Below are 17,650 nucleotides of genomic sequence, written 5' to 3' on the forward strand. Positions count from 1 at the left end.
TTTCGCTAAGACTATAGCGCAATCCGTTGCCGGAAACGCCAGTAGCGACCCGCTTTTGAGATTAATTCGCAATGGCTGCCCTGTTCGACAATCGTCCCGTTGTCCATCACACAGATGCGATCCATCTTTTCCAGACCGCTCAGGCGATGGGTAATCATGATGACGGTTTTTCCGGCGGTCAGCTGCTGCAGCAGGGCGAGAATATGCTGTTCGGTGGTGGCATCCAGCCCTTCGGTGGGTTCATCCAGCAGCCAGAGATCGCCGTCGTGCAGTAATGCGCGCGCCAGCGCCAGCCGACGCAGTTCACCACCGGAAAGCGGCCGGCCGCCTTCGCCCATCCAGGCATTTAAGCCTTCCTGATTCTCCAGCAGGCGCTGCAGGCCAACCTGGTTCAGTACGTGATTCAGTTGCTCATCACTGGCGCCGGGAGAGGCCAGCAGTAAGTTATCGCGCAGGCTCTGACTGAAAAGATGCACCCGCTGAGTAACCACACTGATGCGCTGGCGCAGTGCAGATTCTGACCAGGCGGCGATCGGCAGATCGTTCAGGCGGATATCACCCTGCTGGCTGTTCCAGCCGCGGGTCAGCAGCGCCAGCAGGGTGGATTTTCCGCAGCCGGTGGGCCCGAGCAGCGCAATGTGTTCACCCGTATCCACCTTAAGCGTAAATTGATTAAGCACCCGGTCTGGCCGATCGGGATAGCTGAAGTCGAGCCGATCGATATCGACGGTCAGGCTGCCGGGCCGGGCAGCGGAATGGGCCGGAAAGGTGATAGCAGGTGACTGATCGATAATGTCACTGACCCGCTGAGCCGCGGTGGTCACCTGAGACATCGGCAGAAAGGCGCCCGCGACCGGAGCCAGCGCCTCAAAGGCTGCCAGCGCGCAAAACACGACCAGCGCAATCAGCGAGCCGGGGAGTTGCTGCTGACTGACTGTTGCAGCCCCAAGCCAGAGCAGAAGTGTAACCGTCACGCCGCTAATCAGCAGCAGCAGGCTCTGCGCCAGGGCCTGCAGACGCTGCTGCTGGCTTTGCGACTGCTGCCACTGCTGTTCATCCTCATCCAGTCGCTGACGCCACGCCTGCGACGCACCGTATAACGTCAGTTCTGCCTGCGCCGTCAGCCACTGCATCAGCTGTAAGCGCCAGCGGGCGCGACCACGCGCAATGGCGACGCCCGCGGGCCGGCCCAGGCGATAAAAGAGCGCGGGCATCACGATCAGGGTGACCAGCATGATGCCGCCCAGCGTCAGGGCCAGCCCGATGTCGATGAAACTCATGCCCGTGGTGACCACCGCGATGACTACCAGGGCACCCGTCAGCGGCGAAATGACGCGCAGATAGAGATGATCCAGCGTGTCCACATCGGCCACAAAGCGGTTGAGCAGATCCGCCTGCCGGAACCGCAACAGCTGGCCGGGCGAAAGTGCCATCAGACGGCTGAAGGTGTGGAGACGCAGATGCTGAAGCACCCGGAAAGTCGCATCGTGACTCACCAGACGTTCCGCATAGCGCGCCGCCGTACGAATAATGGCGGCGCCCCGCACACCGGCCGCAGGCAGCATATAGTTAAAGCTGTAGAGGCCAGCTACCCCTGCGACGGATGAGGCAGCCAGAAACCAGCCAGACAGGGTCAGCAGGCCGATACTCGCCAGCAGGGTCGCAATCGCCAGCACGATGCCCAGCGCGAGGCGAAAAGGGTGGCGCAGCCACAGACGAAGAAAGGGGCGCAGGGCGGACATCAGCGGATCTCCTGTTGACGATGTTGCAGCATCTCACGAAAAGCACCGGGCTGTTGCGACAGCGCCTGCCACTCTCCCTGCTGCACCAGCTTACCCGCCTCCATAACCCAGAGGGTCTGCCAGCGGCTCAGCGTATCAATCTGATGGGTAATCATCAGCGTGGTCTGTCGGGAGGCCGCCTGATTCAGCGCTGCCATTACATGACGTTCGCTGAGTGCGTCCAGACTGGCGGCGGGTTCATCAAGCAGTAAAAAATGCGACCTTTTGTAGAGCGCGCGCGCGACGGCGACCCGCTGCGCCTGACCCACAGAGAGCAGCTGACCACCCTCGCCGGGCCGGGTCTCGATGCCGTCGGGCAGACGCGGCAGGAACTCATTAATTCCGCACGCCTCCAGCAGCGCGGCAAATCGTTCCGCCTCCCAGGCTGCATTCATCACAATATTGTCACGGAGCGTGGCGGCCGGTAGCTGAGGGTTCTGTCCTACCCAGCTGAGCTGCTGATGCCAGTCCGCCCGCTGCAGATCGCGCAATTCAACCCCGTTAGCCCTGAGCGATCCCCGGTACGGCAGGAAGCCGAGCAGGGCGTTCATCAGCGCCGTTTTGCCAGCCCCGCTCTGACCGACCAGCGCAATCTGCTCACCGGCGGCGATGGTAAACGTGAGCGGGCCACACAGTACCTGACCATCGGGGGCGCAGACTTCCAGCTGGTCGGCGGTCAGCGAGAGGGAACGATCGGCCGTGAAGGGGATCTGACCCTGCTGAGGTGTGGCGGCTGGCGTAGCCTGCATAAACGTTTCGAGTGCATCGGCAGCGCCTACCGCCTGAGCTTTCGCATGATAAAACGCGCCGAGATCGCGCAGTGGCTGAAAAAATTCTGGCGCCAGAATCAGTACCAGAAAACCGGCGAACAGCGTCACGCCGCGGCCATAGTCGCCGAAATGCAATTCGCCCAGGTAGGAGAAGCCAAAATAGACTGCTACGACGGCAATCGCCAGGGAGGCAAAAAATTCCAGTACGGCGGAGGAGAGAAAAGCGAGGCGCAGCACTTCCATGGTGCGCTGGCGAAAATCGGTGGTGGCGTCTGCCACCGCCTGCTGCTCTGCTGCACCCCGATAGAAGAGTCGCAGCGTCTCCCGGCCGCGCAGGCGATCCAGGAAGTTACCGCTCAGACGCGCCAGCACCAGGAAGTTCCGCCGGTTGGCTTCAGCGGCGCCCATCCCCACCAGCGCCATAAACAGTGGAATCAGAGGGGCGGTGGCAAACAGGATCAGACCCGCGGTCCAGTTGAGCGGAAAAATCGTCAGCAGAATGCAGCAGGGGATCAGCACTGCCAGCGTCATCTGCGGCAGATAGCGTGCATAGTACTCCTGCATCTCTTCAATCTGTTCCAGCAGCAGGGTCGCCCAGCTACCGGCCGGTTTACCCTGAATCCACGCCGGACCCAGCCCGGCGAGCCGGTCCAGCACCTGCTGGCGTAACGCCTGACGGATCGCCTGCCCGGCACGATAGCCGGTCCGTTCACGGGCATAATTTATCAGGGCGCGCAGCACAAAGCAGAGCAACAGCAGCAGCAGGCTGGCCGTCACGGTTTCACGCGGCTGTTGCCCGATGATCAGCGTCTGAAGCAGTGAGGCCAGTAAACCTGCCTGGGCAATAATCAGCAGGGCACTGACGGTGCCCAGCAGCGTATTCAGGCGCAACCAGCGACCGCCGAAATGACGCTGCTGACGAAGCCAGCGGGTGAGATGCTGCTGCCGCGATTTATCCATGCGAGACCATGCTAAATGTCGATGATGGGGAGGAGAGGGAAAGGCATTTCCCTCCTTTCTGGCGCCAGAATCTAGCATGAGGGCAATAAAAAAGGCGACTGAAAAACCGTCGCCTGGAACATTTGAGATCAGCGGGTTAACAACTTACTGATCGTTTTTAACTAATCCATCAAGAAAACGCTCAGCGTCTAACGCCGCCATACAACCGGTGCCCGCAGAGGTAATCGCCTGGCGGTATGTGTGGTCCATCACATCACCTGCCGCAAACACACCCGGGATGCTGGTCTGCGTCGCGTTTCCGTGCAGGCCGGACTGGACTTTAATGTAGCCATTTTCCAGCGCCAGCTGTCCGTCGAAAATTGCGGTATTCGGGCTGTGGCCGATAGCGACAAACAGACCCGCCACATCCAGCGATTCGGTTTCCTCGTTCTGCGTCGAGCGCAGGGTCAGCCCGGTGACGCCCATCTGGTCGCCGACCACCTCTTCCAGCGTGCGATGCGTGTGCAGCACGATATTCCCGTTGCGCACTTTCTCCATCAGACGATCAATCAGGATCTTCTCTGCACGGAAGCTGTCACGGCGATGGATCAGATGCACTTCAGACGCGATGTTCGCCAGGTAGAGTGCCTCTTCAACGGCCGTATTGCCACCACCAATCACGGCCACTTTCTGGTTGCGGTAGAAGAAACCGTCGCAGGTGGCGCAGGCAGAGACGCCTTTGCCTTTGAACGCCTCTTCGGAAGGCAGACCCAGGTAGCGCGCTGACGCACCCGTCGCAATGATCAGGGCGTCAGCCGTGTATTCGCCGCTGTCGCCGGTCAGACGGAACGGACGGTTCTGCAGATCAACGGTGTGGATGTGATCGAAAATGATCTCAGTATTGAATTTTTCGGCATGCTCATGCATACGCTCCATCAGTGATGGACCTGTCAGATCGTGCGGGTCGCCCGGCCAGTTCTCCACTTCAGTGGTCGTGGTCAGCTGTCCGCCTTTTTCCAGACCGGTGATCAGCACCGGGTTCAGGTTGGCGCGTGCAGCATAAACCGCTGCGGTATAACCCGCTGGGCCGGAGCCCAGAATGAGTAGCTTACTGTGTTTGGCCGTACTCATGCGTTCCTCAGTTTCATTCGGCTGACATAGCCTGCGATTGTAGGGAATATCCGGCAGCAATGACAAGGTTTAGGCAATTTTGTTAACGATAGCTGCAAGTGGCGTAGACGATGAATGGCAACTTTGCCTCTGCAATGCGCCAAAAGGGGGCAAAACTCCGCTTAAGCGGTGCAATAGCTGAAAAAACCTCATTTAAAAACAGTAACCCAGCGGTCTGTCTGGCATCTTGTCCTGAATTTGGTGATTTTACTTTGACAATCGCCTGCGCTTTTGCGAAAACATTATCAGAAGCGGATAACATTTATCGGAACAAAACAGGTTTTCATCGCCTGTTTTGCACTTAACGCCGAATAAAAGCAGCCTGGTATGGATAATGACGCATGATGTGGACAGACAGCATGCGTCATATCGATAAGTCTCACCCACAGGCTCTGTTAGCTCACTTCAAAAATGCCCCGAACAATGAGCGTTTTCAGGGTGTGGCAGGTAAAGGGAAGGAATGAAGAGAGACAATAATAATGGTAGATAATAAGAAACGCCCCGGGAAAGACCTCGACAGAATTGACAGGAACATTCTGAACGAACTTCAGAAAGATGGTCGTATTTCAAACGTAGAGCTTTCCAAACGCGTAGGATTATCGCCTACGCCATGTCTTGAGCGCGTGCGCCGTCTCGAACGTCAGGGATTTATTCTTGGCTATACCGCACAGCTGAACCCGCACTATCTTGATGCTTCTCTGCTGGTATTCGTTGAGATTACTCTGAATCGTGGTGCGCCGGATGTGTTTGAGCAATTTAACGCCGCTGTGCAAAAACTTGAGGAAACTCAAGAGTGTCACCTCGTTTCCGGTGATTTCGACTACCTGCTGAAAACGCGCGTTCCTGACATGTCTGCCTACCGTAAGTTGCTGGGTGAGACCCTGTTGCGCCTGCCGGGCGTAAATGACACGCGAACCTATGTCGTCATGGAAGAGGTCAAACAGAGCAATCGCCTGGTGATCAAGACTCGCTGATGCGGGGCAGGTGCAAAACCTGAGATATTTCGGTACACTCCTGTGAATTCATACAGGATCAGCGTCGGGCTTGCCCGACGCTGTTGCTTCTTACTTTACAGGCACCTGGAGAGTCCTCTTGAGCCAGGAATATACAGAAGATAAAGACGTTACGTTACAGTCGCTGAGCAGTGGACGTCGTCTGCTGGAAGCGTTGCTCATTCTGGTGGCGCTGTTTGCCATCTACCTGATGGTTTCACTGGTCAGTTTTAACCCTTCCGACCCGAGCTGGTCGCAAACGGCCTGGCATGAACCTATCCACAATATCGGCGGCAGCGTCGGTGCCTGGCTGGCTGACACCTTACTTTTCATCTTTGGTGTAATGGCGTACGCCATTCCGCCGGTTATCCTGGGTCTGTGCTGGATTGCCTTCCGTCAGCGCGATAATCAGGACTATTTTGACTACTTTGCTGTCGGGCTGCGCCTGATCGGCGTTCTTGCGCTGGTGGTCACCACCTGTGGCATGGCGGCACTCAACGCAGATGATATCTGGTACTTTGCCTCAGGCGGGGTGATCGGCAGCCTGGTGAGTAATGCCATCGCTCCCTGGTTCAGTCCGGCTGGCGGCACGCTGATGCTGCTCTGCGTCTGGGCGGCTGGTATCACGCTGTACACTGGCTGGTCATGGCTCACTATCGCCGAGAGAATTGGTGGGGTCGTGATGGGCGTGCTGACCTTTGCCAGCAACCGCTCCCGTCACGATGAACCCTGGCAGGAAGAGGATGAACAGGATTCGCGTGAGTATGATGACGCACCTGTGCTGCATACCGGCGATCAGGATGATGATGTGCTGCTGTCTGCCCCCCGAAAAGCCACTGAACCCTCACCGTCTGAGCAGGATCCGTTGCTGGCTAAAGCCGCCGCAGCCACCAGCGCGGCCGTCGCCACTACCGCAGAAGCAGCCGATGTGCTGCTGACTCCGGCTGCGCCTGTTGCAGCGGCAACGCCAGGAACTGCTGCGTCCGCGGCGCCTGCAGCCGTGCCGCCATCAGCGGTGCATCCAGCAGCAGAAAGCCTGTCGGCCTCGCAGCCAGCTGCGCCTGTGCAGCCGGCACCGGCTCAGAGCGCCACTGCTTATGCGGCAGCGTCTGCGCCGACGGCAACGCAGAGTGCATCTGCGCCTGCTGCCGCACCTCCGCTTTATCACTTTGAAATGCCTGACGAGGCGCCAGCGGTTCCGGCGTTCAGTGCCTGTGACGATGATGAGCCGAAAATGGGGAACTGGCGCGACACGCCGGTCAACCCTGTGGTGCCCGCCGCAACAGCCGCGGTCACCGCCGCTGCCGCCGCCTCCCGAACCGCGACGCGCACGGCCCCGGTCTTTGACCTGGCACCTGAAACGAATCTGAATCCGCAGGTTAAGCAGGGTATTGGCCCGGCACTGCCGCGTCCTAATCCGGTAAAACTGCCTACCCGCCGTGAGCTGGCCTCGTATGGTATTAAGTTACCTTCTCAGCGTATGGCTGAAGAGAAAGCGAAAGCGGAAAGCGCTGAATCGACTGCGGCTGCATCCGATCTTCCGACTCAGGAGGCAGAAGAAGCGCAGCAGCAGGCTGAACTGCGCCAGGCCTTCCAGTCTGAACAGCAGCAGCGGTATGGCGCCGGCTGGCAGCAGGATGATGAGGAAGAACAGGAGGCGCAGCAGCAGGCCGCCCTGGCGCGGCAGTTCGCCGAACAGCAGCAGCAGCGCTATGAACCGCAAGAGCGAAAAGAACCGGTCTTTAATCTGGATACCGCGTCAGCCTTTGATTTTTCGCCAATGAAAGATCTGGTTGATGAAGGCCCGTCTGAACCGCTGTTCACCATTGCCGCTACGCCGGAACCGGAAGCGCCGGCGGTTTCACATGAACCCTGGCAGCAGGTGCGTGAGGTGTCAGAACCGCAGGCTCCGGCTCAGGTTCCTGCTCCCCCACACTATGCGCCGGCAGAGCCCGCCTATGCTCCGCCAGCGGCAACGCCTGAGCCGGATTATGCTGCGCCTGCTTACAGCGCCCCGGCCGCGCCTCAGGCTCCGGCCCCCTCTGCATCAGCCTACGCTGCGCCCGCGGCTCCTGCTTATAGTGCACCGGCTGCAGACAATGCTGCGCCCAATTATGGTTCGCCAGCAGCACCGGTTCAGCCGGTTGAAGAAGCGAAGCCGTCACTGCATGACAGCCTGATCCACCCGTTCCTGATGCGCCATGAGCAGCCGCTGGAGAAACCTTCCACGCCGCTGCCTTCGCTGGATCTGCTGACCGCACCGCCGGAAGAGGAAGAGCCGGTAGATATGTTCTCGCTGGAGCAGACTGCCCGCCTGGTGGAGTCGCGTCTGGGTGACTATCGCGTCAAGGCGGAGGTGGTCGGCATCTCACCGGGGCCGGTCATTACCCGTTTCGAGCTTGACCTGGCGCCGGGTGTGAAAGCGGCACGTATCTCCAACCTGTCACGCGACCTGGCTCGCTCACTGTCGACAGTCGCGGTGCGTGTGGTGGAAGTCATCCCAGGCAAACCTTATGTCGGTCTGGAACTGCCTAACAAGCATCGTCAGACCGTCTATCTGCGTGAAGTACTGGATTGTCCTAAATTCCGTGACAATACCTCTCCGCTGGCTGTGGTGCTGGGTAAAGACATTGCCGGTCAGCCAGTCGTCGCCGATCTGGCGAAAATGCCTCACCTGCTGGTTGCCGGTACGACCGGTTCCGGTAAATCGGTGGGCGTAAACGCCATGATCATAAGCATGCTTTACAAGGCGACGCCGGAAGAAGTGCGCTTCATCATGATCGACCCGAAAATGCTCGAACTGTCGGTCTATGAAGGCATTCCGCACCTGCTGACGGAAGTGGTAACCGACATGAAGGATGCGGCGAATGCGCTGCGCTGGAGCGTGGGTGAGATGGAGCGTCGCTACAAGCTGATGTCGGCGCTGGGCGTGCGTAACCTGGCGGGCTACAACGAAAAAGTTGAGCAGGCGGAAGCGATGGGACGGCCGATTCCTGATCCGTTCTGGAAGCCGGGTGACAGCATGGATATGACGCCGCCGGTGCTGGAGAAACTGCCTTACATCGTGGTGATGGTCGATGAGTTTGCTGACCTGATCATGGCGGTCGGTAAAAAGGTTGAAGAGCTGATTGCGCGCCTGGCACAGAAAGCCCGTGCTGCCGGTATTCACCTGGTGCTGGCCACACAGCGTCCTTCTGTCGATGTTATTACCGGTCTGATTAAAGCGAACATCCCGACACGTATCGCCTTTACCGTTTCCAGCAAAATCGACTCGCGCACCATCCTCGATCAGGGTGGCGCAGAGTCGCTGCTGGGTATGGGTGACATGCTCTACATGCCGCCAAACTCCTCAATACCGATTCGTGTTCATGGCGCGTTTGTTCGCGACCAGGAAGTGCACGCAGTGGTTCAGGACTGGAAAGCGCGTGGCCGTCCGCAATATATCGAAAATATTACGGCGGGCGAAGAGAGCGAAAGTGCCGGTGGAATGGAGAGTGATGAAGAGCTGGATCCGCTGTTCGATCAGGCTGTCAGCTTTGTCATCGACAAACGCCGCGCGTCGATTTCAGGCGTGCAGCGTCAGTTCCGCATCGGCTATAACCGCGCGGCACGGATCATTGAACAGATGGAAGCGCAGGGTATCGTCTCTGCACCCGGACACAATGGCAACCGTGAAGTGCTGTCGCCACCGCCACACGATATGTAACGGTTAACAGGTTGTAACACGTCTTAATGAGCCAGTTCCGACTGGCTCATTGTTTTTATGCGGTTTATCCCCCATATCTGAATCAGCTTTCGGTTTTTTCCTCTATCCTGATGGCGGAACGGCGACCAGGCTTAAAGCAGTCATCGATGGGAACGTTTAAATAAGGAATTGAAGCAGATGAAATTACGCGTAATCGCTCTGGGCCTGTTGGCCACCTTTGCTTCAGCCAGCGTGCTGGCTGATGCGTCCAGTGATCTGCAACAGCGCCTGAATAAGGTCAGCAGCTTCCACGCCAGCTTCACACAAAAAGTCACGGACAGTAGTGGCGCCAGCGTGCAGGATGGTGAAGGCGAGCTGTGGGTCAAGCGTCCCAGCCTGTTTAACTGGCATATGACCGCCCCGGACGAAAGCATCATCATCTCTGACGGCAAATCGCTGTGGTTCTACAACCCGTTTGTTGAACAGGCGACGGTCAGCCTGCTGCAGAATGCGACGAGCAATACGCCGTTTATGCTGATTGCCCGCAACCAGTCCAATGACTGGAAGCAGTACAACATCAAACAGCAGGGCGACAATTTCGAACTGACGCCGAAAAGCAGTGACGGCAATCTGAAACAGTTTACGATTCAGGTAACGCCTGGCGGAACCATCAATCGCTTCAGCGCGGTCGAACAGGATGGGCAGCGCAGCGATTATCAGCTGAAAAGTCAGCAGAATGGTGCAATCAGCCCGGACAAATTCACGTTCACACCGCCAAAAGGCGTGACGGTGGACGACCAACGTCAGTGAGGTCACGGTGAGTAACCTGTCCCTGGATTTTTCCACCGAAAATTTCAAACCTCTGGCCGCGCGTATGCGGCCAGAAACGTTGAAACAGTACATTGGTCAGCAACATCTGCTGGGTGCCGGTAAACCGCTGCCGCGTGCCATTGAGGCAGGGCACCTGCACTCCATGATCCTCTGGGGGCCCCCCGGGACCGGCAAGACCACGCTGGCTGAAATCATTGCGCACTATGGCAATGCCGATGTGGAGCGTATCTCAGCCGTGACCTCCGGGGTTAAAGAGATCCGGGAGGCCATTGAGCGTGCCAGGCAGAATAAGCAGGCCGGGCGGCGGACGATCCTGTTTGTGGACGAGGTGCACCGGTTCAACAAAAGCCAGCAGGATGCTTTTTTACCCCACATCGAAGATGGCACCATTACTTTTATTGGTGCCACCACAGAAAACCCCTCTTTTGAACTCAACTCGGCATTGCTGTCACGCGCCCGCGTCTATCTGCTGAAATCCCTGACGCTGGAAGATATCGAGCAGGTGCTGGATCAGGCGATGCAGGACAAGGCGCGCGGCTACGGCGATACAGATATTGACCTGCCGGACAACACGCGCAGAATGATCGCTGAGCTGGTAAATGGCGATGCGCGTCGGGCACTGAACACGCTGGAGATGATGGCCGATATGGCCGAAACCACCGCATCCGGCCAGCGGGAACTCACGCCTCAGTTGCTTAATGAAGTGTCTGGCGAGCGTTCGGCGCGTTTCGACAACAAAGGTGACCGCTTTTACGATCTGATTTCGGCGCTGCACAAATCCGTACGTGGCTCTGCGCCTGATGCGGCGCTCTACTGGTATGCACGTATCATCACCGCCGGGGGCGATCCGCTCTATGTGGCGCGCCGGTTACTGGCTATCGCTTCTGAGGATGTCGGCAATGCCGATCCGCGCGGGATGCAGGTCGCTATTGCCGCGTGGGACTGTTTCACACGCGTAGGCCCGGCAGAAGGGGAGCGCGCCATTGCACAGGCGATTGTTTATCTGGCCTGTGCACCGAAGAGTAATGCCGTTTATACCGCCTTCAAGGCCGCCATGCGGGATGCCCGTGACCATCCGGATTTTGATGTGCCGGAACACCTGCGCAACGCGCCAACGAAGCTGATGAAAGAGATGGGGCTCGGCAAAGAGTATCGCTACGCCCATGATGAAACCAACGCCTATGCCGCAGGTGAAGTCTATTTCCCGCCGGAACTGGCTGACGCGCGCTATTACCGTCCCACCCAGCGCGGGCTTGAGGGCAAGATTGGCGAAAAGCTAAGCTGGCTGGCTGAACAGGATCAAAATAGCCCGACAAAACGCTACCGCTGAAACAGACGTTACGGTAATGTGGGCAATGTTTTCAACGCATTCCACCGGAGTGCGTCCCTTCTTTCAACCAACTTTTTAAACACAGGATAAGCATGCTCGATCCCAATCTGCTGCGTAACGAGCCAGACGCAGTCGCAGAAAAACTGGCACGCCGGGGATATAAACTGGATGTGGAAACGCTGCGTTCGCTGGAAGAGCGTCGCAAGGTCCTGCAGGTAGAAACAGAGAATTTGCAGGCAGAGCGTAACTCCCGATCCAAATCCATCGGTCAGGCCAAAGCCCGTGGGGAAGATATCGAGCCGCTGCGTCAGGAAGTGAACGCGCTGGGCGAACGCCTGGATGCCGCAAAAGCAGAACTGGATGAACTGCAGAATCAAATCCGTGACTTTGCGCTGGCACTGCCGAACATTCCGGCAGACGAAGTGCCGCTGGGTAAAGATGACAGCGAAAACCAGGAAGTCAGTCGCTGGGGAACCCCGCGTCAGTTTGATTTCCAGGTTAAAGATCACGTTGAGCTGGGTGAAGCAGCCAAAGGCCTGGATTTTGCGGCCGCCGTAAAACTGACTGGTTCGCGCTTTGTCGTGATGCAGGGACAGATTGCCCGCCTGCACCGTGCGCTAAGTCAGTTTATGATTGACCTGCACACTGAGCAGCATGGCTACCTGGAAACCTATGTGCCTTATCTGGTTAACCACGAAACGCTTTACGGTACCGGACAGCTGCCGAAATTTGGCGAAGATCTGTTCCACACCCGCCCGCTGGAAGAAGAATCAGACAGCAGCCACTATGCCTTGATTCCGACTGCAGAAGTGCCGCTGACTAACCTGGCGCGTGACGAAATCCTCGAGGAGGAGAGCCTGCCAGTCAAACTGACCGCGCATACGCCGTGCTTCCGTTCTGAAGCGGGTTCGTACGGCCGTGATACCCGCGGTCTGATCCGTATGCACCAGTTCGACAAAGTGGAAATGGTTCAGATTGTCAGCCCGGAGCACTCAATGGATGCGCTGGAAGAGCTGACAGGGCACGCCGAGAAAGTGTTGCAGTTGCTGAACCTGCCTTATCGTAAGGTTTTACTCTGCACTGGCGACATGGGCTTTGGATCGACCAAAACCTACGATCTTGAAGTGTGGTTACCGGCTCAGAACACTTATCGTGAAATCTCCTCCTGCTCGAACATGGGCGATTTCCAGGCGCGTCGTATGCAGGCGCGTTGCCGCAATAAACAGGATAAGAAACCACGGCTGGTTCATACCCTGAACGGCTCGGGGCTGGCTGTAGGCCGTACCCTGGTTGCGGTGCTGGAAAACTATCAGCAGGAAGATGGCCGCATTATTGTGCCTGAGGTTTTACGCCCGTATATGAATGGCGCTGAGATCATTGGCTGAGCAAGCCTGACGGACTAAACCCGGCGCCAGCCGGGTTTTTTTATGCCCGCAGTTTTCACTACCCAGCCTGATTAGCGTCAAATGCATCACAAATAAACGTTATCGAAAGCAGATGGGCCGTAATGCTTAAAAATCTGTATTTTCATAGAGATAGCATTTGAGGTCCTGATGCCCTGTCGGATTGTAACCCACTGAAGATTAGTAAATTAAATGGTTGAGCAGCAAAATGTGCTGCTGATAAATGGCACCCATTGACTTTAAAAAAGCCAGTGGCAAACTGCGCGCAATTTCCCTTTATCTGTTCTGGTTTCGATCCCCTATGTCAACCTGGTCACGCCCTGTGATTTTGCTGCTTTGCGGCCTGATGTTAATGACCGTAGCCATCGCCGTACTGAATACGCTGGTTCCACTGTGGCTGACCCATGACTTACTGACAACCTGGCAGGTGGGCATCGTAAGCTCCTCTTATTACACCGGTAATCTCGCAGGCACGCTGCTGGCTGGCTGGTTGATCAGACACTACGGGTTTAATCGCAGCTATTACCTGGCAACCGGACTCTTTGCTGTCGCCACGCTTTGCCTTGCGACTCTGGAAGGCTTCTGGGCATGGAGTTCGCTGCGCTTTATTGCGGGCGTGGGCTGTGCGCTGATGTGGGTGGTGGTTGAGAGTGCGTTACTCTGCAGCGGAACGGTGCGTAACCGCGGCCAGCTTCTGGCAGCCTATATGATCGTCTACTACCTGGGCACGGTGGCCGGTCAGTTGCTGGTCAGCAGACTCTCAACAGAGTTGCTGAGTGTGATCCCCTGGGTCACGTCGCTGGTATTCTGCGCGGTACTGCCGCTGGTCTTCACCCGCGTCTCCGCCAGCGCAGACGCGGCGGAGCCCGTACCGGCCCGCATCTGGCCTATGCTTCGTCGCCGCAGCTCGCGCCTTGGCATTAATGGCTGCATTATCTCCGGTATCGTTTTAGGTTCACTTTACGGTCTGATGCCGCTTTACCTGTCGCATCAGGGAATGAGTGATGCTCATGTGGGCTACTGGATGGCGTTACTGGTCAGTGCCGGGATTGTGGGTCAGTGGCCCATCGGTCGTCTGGCTGACCGCTTTGGTCGCATGCTGGTGCTGCGGGTGCAGGTCTTTGTGGTTATCCTGGGGGCGATGGCGATGCTGGCTAATGCCGCAATGGCACCATCGCTGTTTGTGCTCGGCCTCGCGGGCTTTACACTCTATCCGGTGGCGATGTCCTGGGCCTGTGAGACGGTGTCGCACCATGAACTGGTTGCCATGAATCAGGCGCTGCTACTGAGTTATACCGTCGGCAGTCTGGCGGGACCGGCGATGACCTCCGTTCTGATGCAGAATTACTCTGATCGCTCACTGTTTATCATGATTGCGACGGTGGCGCTGATCTATCTGGTGATGCTGCTGCGTAAAGCGAATCATCATGCCACGCCAGTGGCGCATGCCTGATCGCTGAATAACAAAAAGGGAGCCATTGGCTCCCTTTTCTGGCATTAAATGGCTCAGTACATGACTTCGTGTCCGTAGCTGGCAAGAATATTTTTTACCCGCTCCATTGTCTCTTTCTTCGGTGGCTTCACGCCATCCAGCTTGTACTCTTCCCCCATCGCAATCCATTTGTGCTTACCCAGTTCGTGGTAAGGCAGCAGCTCAATCTTCTCAACATTTTCCATGTCGCGAGTGAATTCACCCAGCCGGTGCGCAGTATCATCATCGTCGGAATAGCCAGGCACCACGACAAAACGAATCCAGGTGCGTTTGCCTTTTTTCTGCAGGTAGCGGGCAAAGTCCAGCGTGCGATGATTCGACACGCCCACCAGAATCTGGTGGATATCGTCATTCATCTGCTTGAGGTCGAGCATCACCAGATCGGTCACGTCGAGCAGTTCATCGATCACCGGATCATAACGGCGGACAAAACCGTTGGTGTCGAGACAGGTATGAATGCCTTCCGCCTTGCAGGCACGAAACCAGTCGCGCACAAACTCAGCCTGAAGAATGGCTTCGCCTCCGGATGCGGTGACGCCACCGCCAGAGGCGTTCATGAAATGGCGATAGGAGAGCACATCCGCCATCAGGGCCTCGACGCTGATCTCTTTGCCACCATGGGTATCCCAGGTATCTCGATTGTGACAGTAAAGGCAGCGCATCAGGCAGCCCTGGAAGAAGGTAATGAAGCGGATGCCGGGACCATCGACGGTGCCGCAGGATTCAAACGAGTGGATACGACCGTTAACTGACATTGCGATGTTTTCTCCAGTGAGTCTGCCGTAACAGACGGCGCAATCTCTGTTGCGCTCAGGGCAGGAAATCGATTCTGGTGGACACCTTCACAGAGACGACCACCAGAACAGACTTTTAAATAAAAGGCTCCGCGCGGAGCCTTTTTAAGCGGGTAGGGCGGTGATTACAGTGACTGAGTAAAGGTACGGGTAATCACATCCTGCTGCTGTTCTTTAGTCAGCGAGTTAAAGCGAACAGCATAACCGGAAACGCGGATGGTCAGCTGTGGATACTTCTCAGGATGCTCCATCGCGTCCAGCAGCATTTCACGGTTCATCACGTTGACGTTAAGATGCTGACCGCCTTCGATGCTGGCTTCATGATGGAAGTAACCATCCATCAGACCGGCAAGGTTGGTTTTCCGTACGTTATCATCTTTACCCAGCGCGTTCGGCACGATGGAGAAGGTGTACGAGATACCATCTTTCGCATAGGCAAACGGCAGTTTCGCAACGGAGGTTAGTGACGCTACCGCACCTTTCTGGTCGCGACCGTGCATCGGGTTAGCACCTGGTCCGAACGGTGCACCAGCGCGGCGTCCATCCGGGGTGTTACCGGTTTTCTTACCATATACCACGTTTGACGTAATGGTCAGTACAGACTGAGTCGGCACGGCATTGCGATAGGTGGTCAGCTTCTGGATTTTCTTCATGAAGCGTTCAACCAGATCGCAGGCCAGGTCATCCACCCGCGGATCGTTGTTACCGAACTGCGGATATTCACCTTCGATATCGAAGTCAATTGCCAGGCCGTCTTCATCACGGATAGGTTTCACTTTGGCATATTTAATCGCGGAAAGTGAATCCGCCGCTACAGAGAGTCCCGCAATACCGCACGCCATGGTGCGATAGACGTCCCGGTCGTGTAAGGCCATCAGTGCCGCTTCGTAGCTGTACTTGTCATGCATGTAGTGAATGATGTTCAGCGAGGTCACATACTGTTTTGCCAGCCAGTCCATGAAGTGATCCATACGCTCCATGACGGTGTCGAAATTCAGCACGTCGTCGCTGATTTTGTCGCCTTTCGGGCCCACCTGCATTTTCAGTTTTTCATCAACACCGCCGTTGATTGCATAGAGCAGTGTTTTCGCCAGGTTGGCTCGCGCGCCAAAGAACTGCATTTGTTTGCCGACAATCATCGGGCTGACGCAGCAGGCAATGGCGTAGTCATCATTGTTGAAATCCGGACGCATCAGGTCATCGTTCTCATACTGCAGGGATGAGGTGTCGATAGAGACCTTAGCGGCAAATTTCTTAAAGTTAATCGGCAGTTTCTCTGACCACAGAATGGTCATGTTCGGCTCGGGTGACGGTCCCATGGTATAGAGGGTGTTCAGGAAGCGGAACGTGCTTTTTGAGACCAGTGTACGGCCATCAACGCCCATACCGGCCAGGGATTCAGTGGCCCAGATTGGGTCGCCTGAGAACAGCTCATCATATTCAGGTGTACGCAGGAAGCGGACCATGCGCAGTTTCATCACCAGATGGTCGATCAGCTCCTGGGCCTGTTCTTCTGTCAGCTTACCGGCTTTAAGGTCACGCTCAATGTAGACATCCAGGAAGGTGGATACGCGACCAAAGGACATCGCAGCACCATTCTGTGATTTCACGGCGGCCAGATAGCCGTAGTAAGTCCACTGTACCGCTTCGGCAGCGTTGGTGGCCGGGCCGGAAATGTCGTGGCCATATTTCGCCGCCATCTCTTTGATCTGCGCCAGCGCACGGTGCTGATCGGAAATCTCTTCACGCAGACGAATCGTTGCTTCGAGATTTACGCCATTCTCCAGATCGTTCTGCAGTGAGGTAAACTGCGCGAATTTATCCGCCATCAGGAAATCGATGCCGTAGAGCGCGACACGACGGTAGTCACCGATGATACGTCCGCGACCATACGCGTCCGGCAGACCGGTCAGAATACCGGATTTACGGCAGCGCAGGATGTCGGGTGTATAGACGTCGAACACACCCTGGTTGTGGGTTTTACGGTATTCGGTAAAGATTTTTTTCAGTGAAGGATCAAGCTCACGGCCATAAACTTTGCATGAGCCTTCCACCATTTTGATGCCGCCATAAGGAATAATGGCGCGCTTCAGAGGGGCTTCAGTCTGCAGACCTACGATTTTTTCCAGTGGCTTGATGATGTAGCCAGCGTCGTGTGAGGTGATGGTTGAAGCAAGATCGGTGTCAAAGTCGACAGGCGCGTGGGTGCGGTTCTCAATTTTGATCCCTTCCAGCACGCTTTCCCACAATTTGGTAGTGGCTTCAGTCGCACCCGCCAGGAATGACTCATCACCTTCATAAGGGGTGTAGTTCTTCTGAATGAAATCGCGCACGTTGACGCTATTCTGCCATTCGCCTTCAGCAAATCCTTCCCATGCTGTGGCCAGTTTTGCATTAAGTTCGGTCATACTATACCTGCCTTAGATGAAGAGACTGTTACGGTCAGGCACAGCGGATGGGCTG

At 56.6% G+C, this 17,650-nt stretch carries 12 protein-coding genes; 7 read left to right on the plus strand and 5 right to left on the minus strand.

Going from position 1 to position 17,650, the window contains the following annotated elements; all coding sequences use genetic code 11:
- Positions 1–11: 11 nt before the first annotated feature.
- The 3 genes from cydC to trxB form a co-directional block, all read right to left on the minus strand.
- Positions 12–1,742: a cysteine/glutathione ABC transporter ATP-binding protein/permease CydC gene (cydC, locus tag HFD97_RS02430; protein WP_167431058.1), complete on the minus strand. Its 1,731-nt coding sequence runs from the start codon at positions 1,740–1,742 to the stop codon at positions 12–14.
- Entirely contained in the window at positions 1,742–3,511 is a 1,770-nt protein-coding gene (cydD, locus tag HFD97_RS02435) for a cysteine/glutathione ABC transporter permease/ATP-binding protein CydD (RefSeq protein ID WP_167431057.1), read from the minus strand. The genes cydC and cydD overlap by 1 nt, the downstream gene beginning before the upstream one ends.
- Before the next feature lie 144 nt (positions 3,512–3,655).
- Positions 3,656–4,621 carry a thioredoxin-disulfide reductase gene (gene trxB, locus HFD97_RS02440; protein WP_009091134.1) on the minus strand — a complete coding sequence of 322 codons (966 nt, stop codon included), beginning with the start codon at positions 4,619–4,621 and terminating at the stop codon, positions 3,656–3,658.
- 110 nt (positions 4,622–4,731) lie between these two features.
- Between trxB and HFD97_RS02445 the strand changes: the two genes are divergently transcribed.
- The 7 genes from HFD97_RS02445 (at position 4,732) to HFD97_RS02475 (ending at position 14,354) form a co-directional block, all read left to right on the plus strand.
- Positions 4,732–4,965, plus strand: a complete 234-nt coding sequence (locus HFD97_RS02445; protein WP_140028290.1) for a hypothetical protein — start codon at positions 4,732–4,734, stop codon at positions 4,963–4,965.
- Positions 4,966–5,139: 174 nt separating this feature from the next.
- Entirely contained in the window at positions 5,140–5,634 is a 495-nt protein-coding gene (gene lrp, locus HFD97_RS02450) for a leucine-responsive transcriptional regulator Lrp (protein WP_006118610.1), read from the plus strand.
- A gap of 118 nt (positions 5,635–5,752) precedes the next feature.
- Positions 5,753–9,358, plus strand: a complete 3,606-nt coding sequence (locus HFD97_RS02455; RefSeq protein ID WP_167431056.1) for a DNA translocase FtsK 4TM domain-containing protein — start codon at positions 5,753–5,755, stop codon at positions 9,356–9,358.
- A 177-nt stretch (positions 9,359–9,535) separates the two neighbouring features.
- Positions 9,536–10,147, plus strand: coding sequence for an outer membrane lipoprotein chaperone LolA (gene lolA, locus HFD97_RS02460; RefSeq protein WP_009091130.1), 612 nt, complete (start codon positions 9,536–9,538; stop codon positions 10,145–10,147).
- A 7-nt stretch (positions 10,148–10,154) separates the two neighbouring features.
- Positions 10,155–11,498 (plus strand): replication-associated recombination protein A, encoded by a 1,344-nt coding sequence (locus HFD97_RS02465; protein WP_167431055.1) that lies wholly within the window; start codon positions 10,155–10,157, stop codon positions 11,496–11,498.
- 92 nt (positions 11,499–11,590) lie between these two features.
- On the plus strand, positions 11,591–12,883 hold the full coding sequence (gene serS / locus HFD97_RS02470) for a serine--tRNA ligase (protein WP_046101518.1): 1,293 nt from the start codon (positions 11,591–11,593) through the stop codon (positions 12,881–12,883).
- Positions 12,884–13,202: 319 nt separating this feature from the next.
- Positions 13,203–14,354, plus strand: a complete 1,152-nt coding sequence (locus HFD97_RS02475; RefSeq protein ID WP_058957478.1) for an MFS transporter — start codon at positions 13,203–13,205, stop codon at positions 14,352–14,354.
- A 53-nt stretch (positions 14,355–14,407) separates the two neighbouring features.
- Here the strand turns inward: HFD97_RS02475 and pflA are convergent, their stop codons facing one another.
- Together pflA and pflB are read right to left on the minus strand one after the other, a co-directional pair.
- Positions 14,408–15,148, minus strand: coding sequence for a pyruvate formate lyase 1-activating protein (pflA, locus tag HFD97_RS02480; protein ID WP_009091122.1), 741 nt, complete (start codon positions 15,146–15,148; stop codon positions 14,408–14,410).
- Between the two features lie 164 nt (positions 15,149–15,312).
- A complete protein-coding gene (gene pflB / locus HFD97_RS02485; RefSeq protein ID WP_009091120.1) occupies positions 15,313–17,595 on the minus strand; it encodes a formate C-acetyltransferase in 2,283 nt (760 codons plus the stop codon).
- Between the last annotated feature and the right edge of the window lie 55 nt (positions 17,596–17,650).

The sequence above is a fragment of the Pantoea sp. EKM103V genome (assembly GCF_011800365.1).
Taxonomy (GTDB): Bacteria; Pseudomonadota; Gammaproteobacteria; order Enterobacterales; family Enterobacteriaceae; genus Pantoea; species Pantoea anthophila.

What these genes read in the sequence shown, in the direction of transcription:
- cydC (WP_167431058.1), bottom strand. Translation starts at nt 1,742, where the DNA reads ATGTCCGCCCTGCGCCCCTTTCTTCGTCTGTGGCTGCGCCACCCTTTT.
- cydD (WP_167431057.1), bottom strand. Translation starts at nt 3,511, where the DNA reads ATGGATAAATCGCGGCAGCAGCATCTCACCCGCTGGCTTCGTCAGCAG.
- trxB (WP_009091134.1), bottom strand. Translation starts at nt 4,621, where the DNA reads ATGAGTACGGCCAAACACAGTAAGCTACTCATTCTGGGCTCCGGCCCA.
- HFD97_RS02445 (WP_140028290.1), top strand. Translation starts at nt 4,732, where the DNA reads ATGAATGGCAACTTTGCCTCTGCAATGCGCCAAAAGGGGGCAAAACTC.
- lrp (WP_006118610.1), top strand. Translation starts at nt 5,140, where the DNA reads ATGGTAGATAATAAGAAACGCCCCGGGAAAGACCTCGACAGAATTGAC.
- lolA (WP_009091130.1), top strand. Translation starts at nt 9,536, where the DNA reads ATGAAATTACGCGTAATCGCTCTGGGCCTGTTGGCCACCTTTGCTTCA.
- serS (WP_046101518.1), top strand. Translation starts at nt 11,591, where the DNA reads ATGCTCGATCCCAATCTGCTGCGTAACGAGCCAGACGCAGTCGCAGAA.
- HFD97_RS02475 (WP_058957478.1), top strand. Translation starts at nt 13,203, where the DNA reads ATGTCAACCTGGTCACGCCCTGTGATTTTGCTGCTTTGCGGCCTGATG.
- pflA (WP_009091122.1), bottom strand. Translation starts at nt 15,148, where the DNA reads ATGTCAGTTAACGGTCGTATCCACTCGTTTGAATCCTGCGGCACCGTC.
- pflB (WP_009091120.1), bottom strand. Translation starts at nt 17,595, where the DNA reads ATGACCGAACTTAATGCAAAACTGGCCACAGCATGGGAAGGATTTGCT.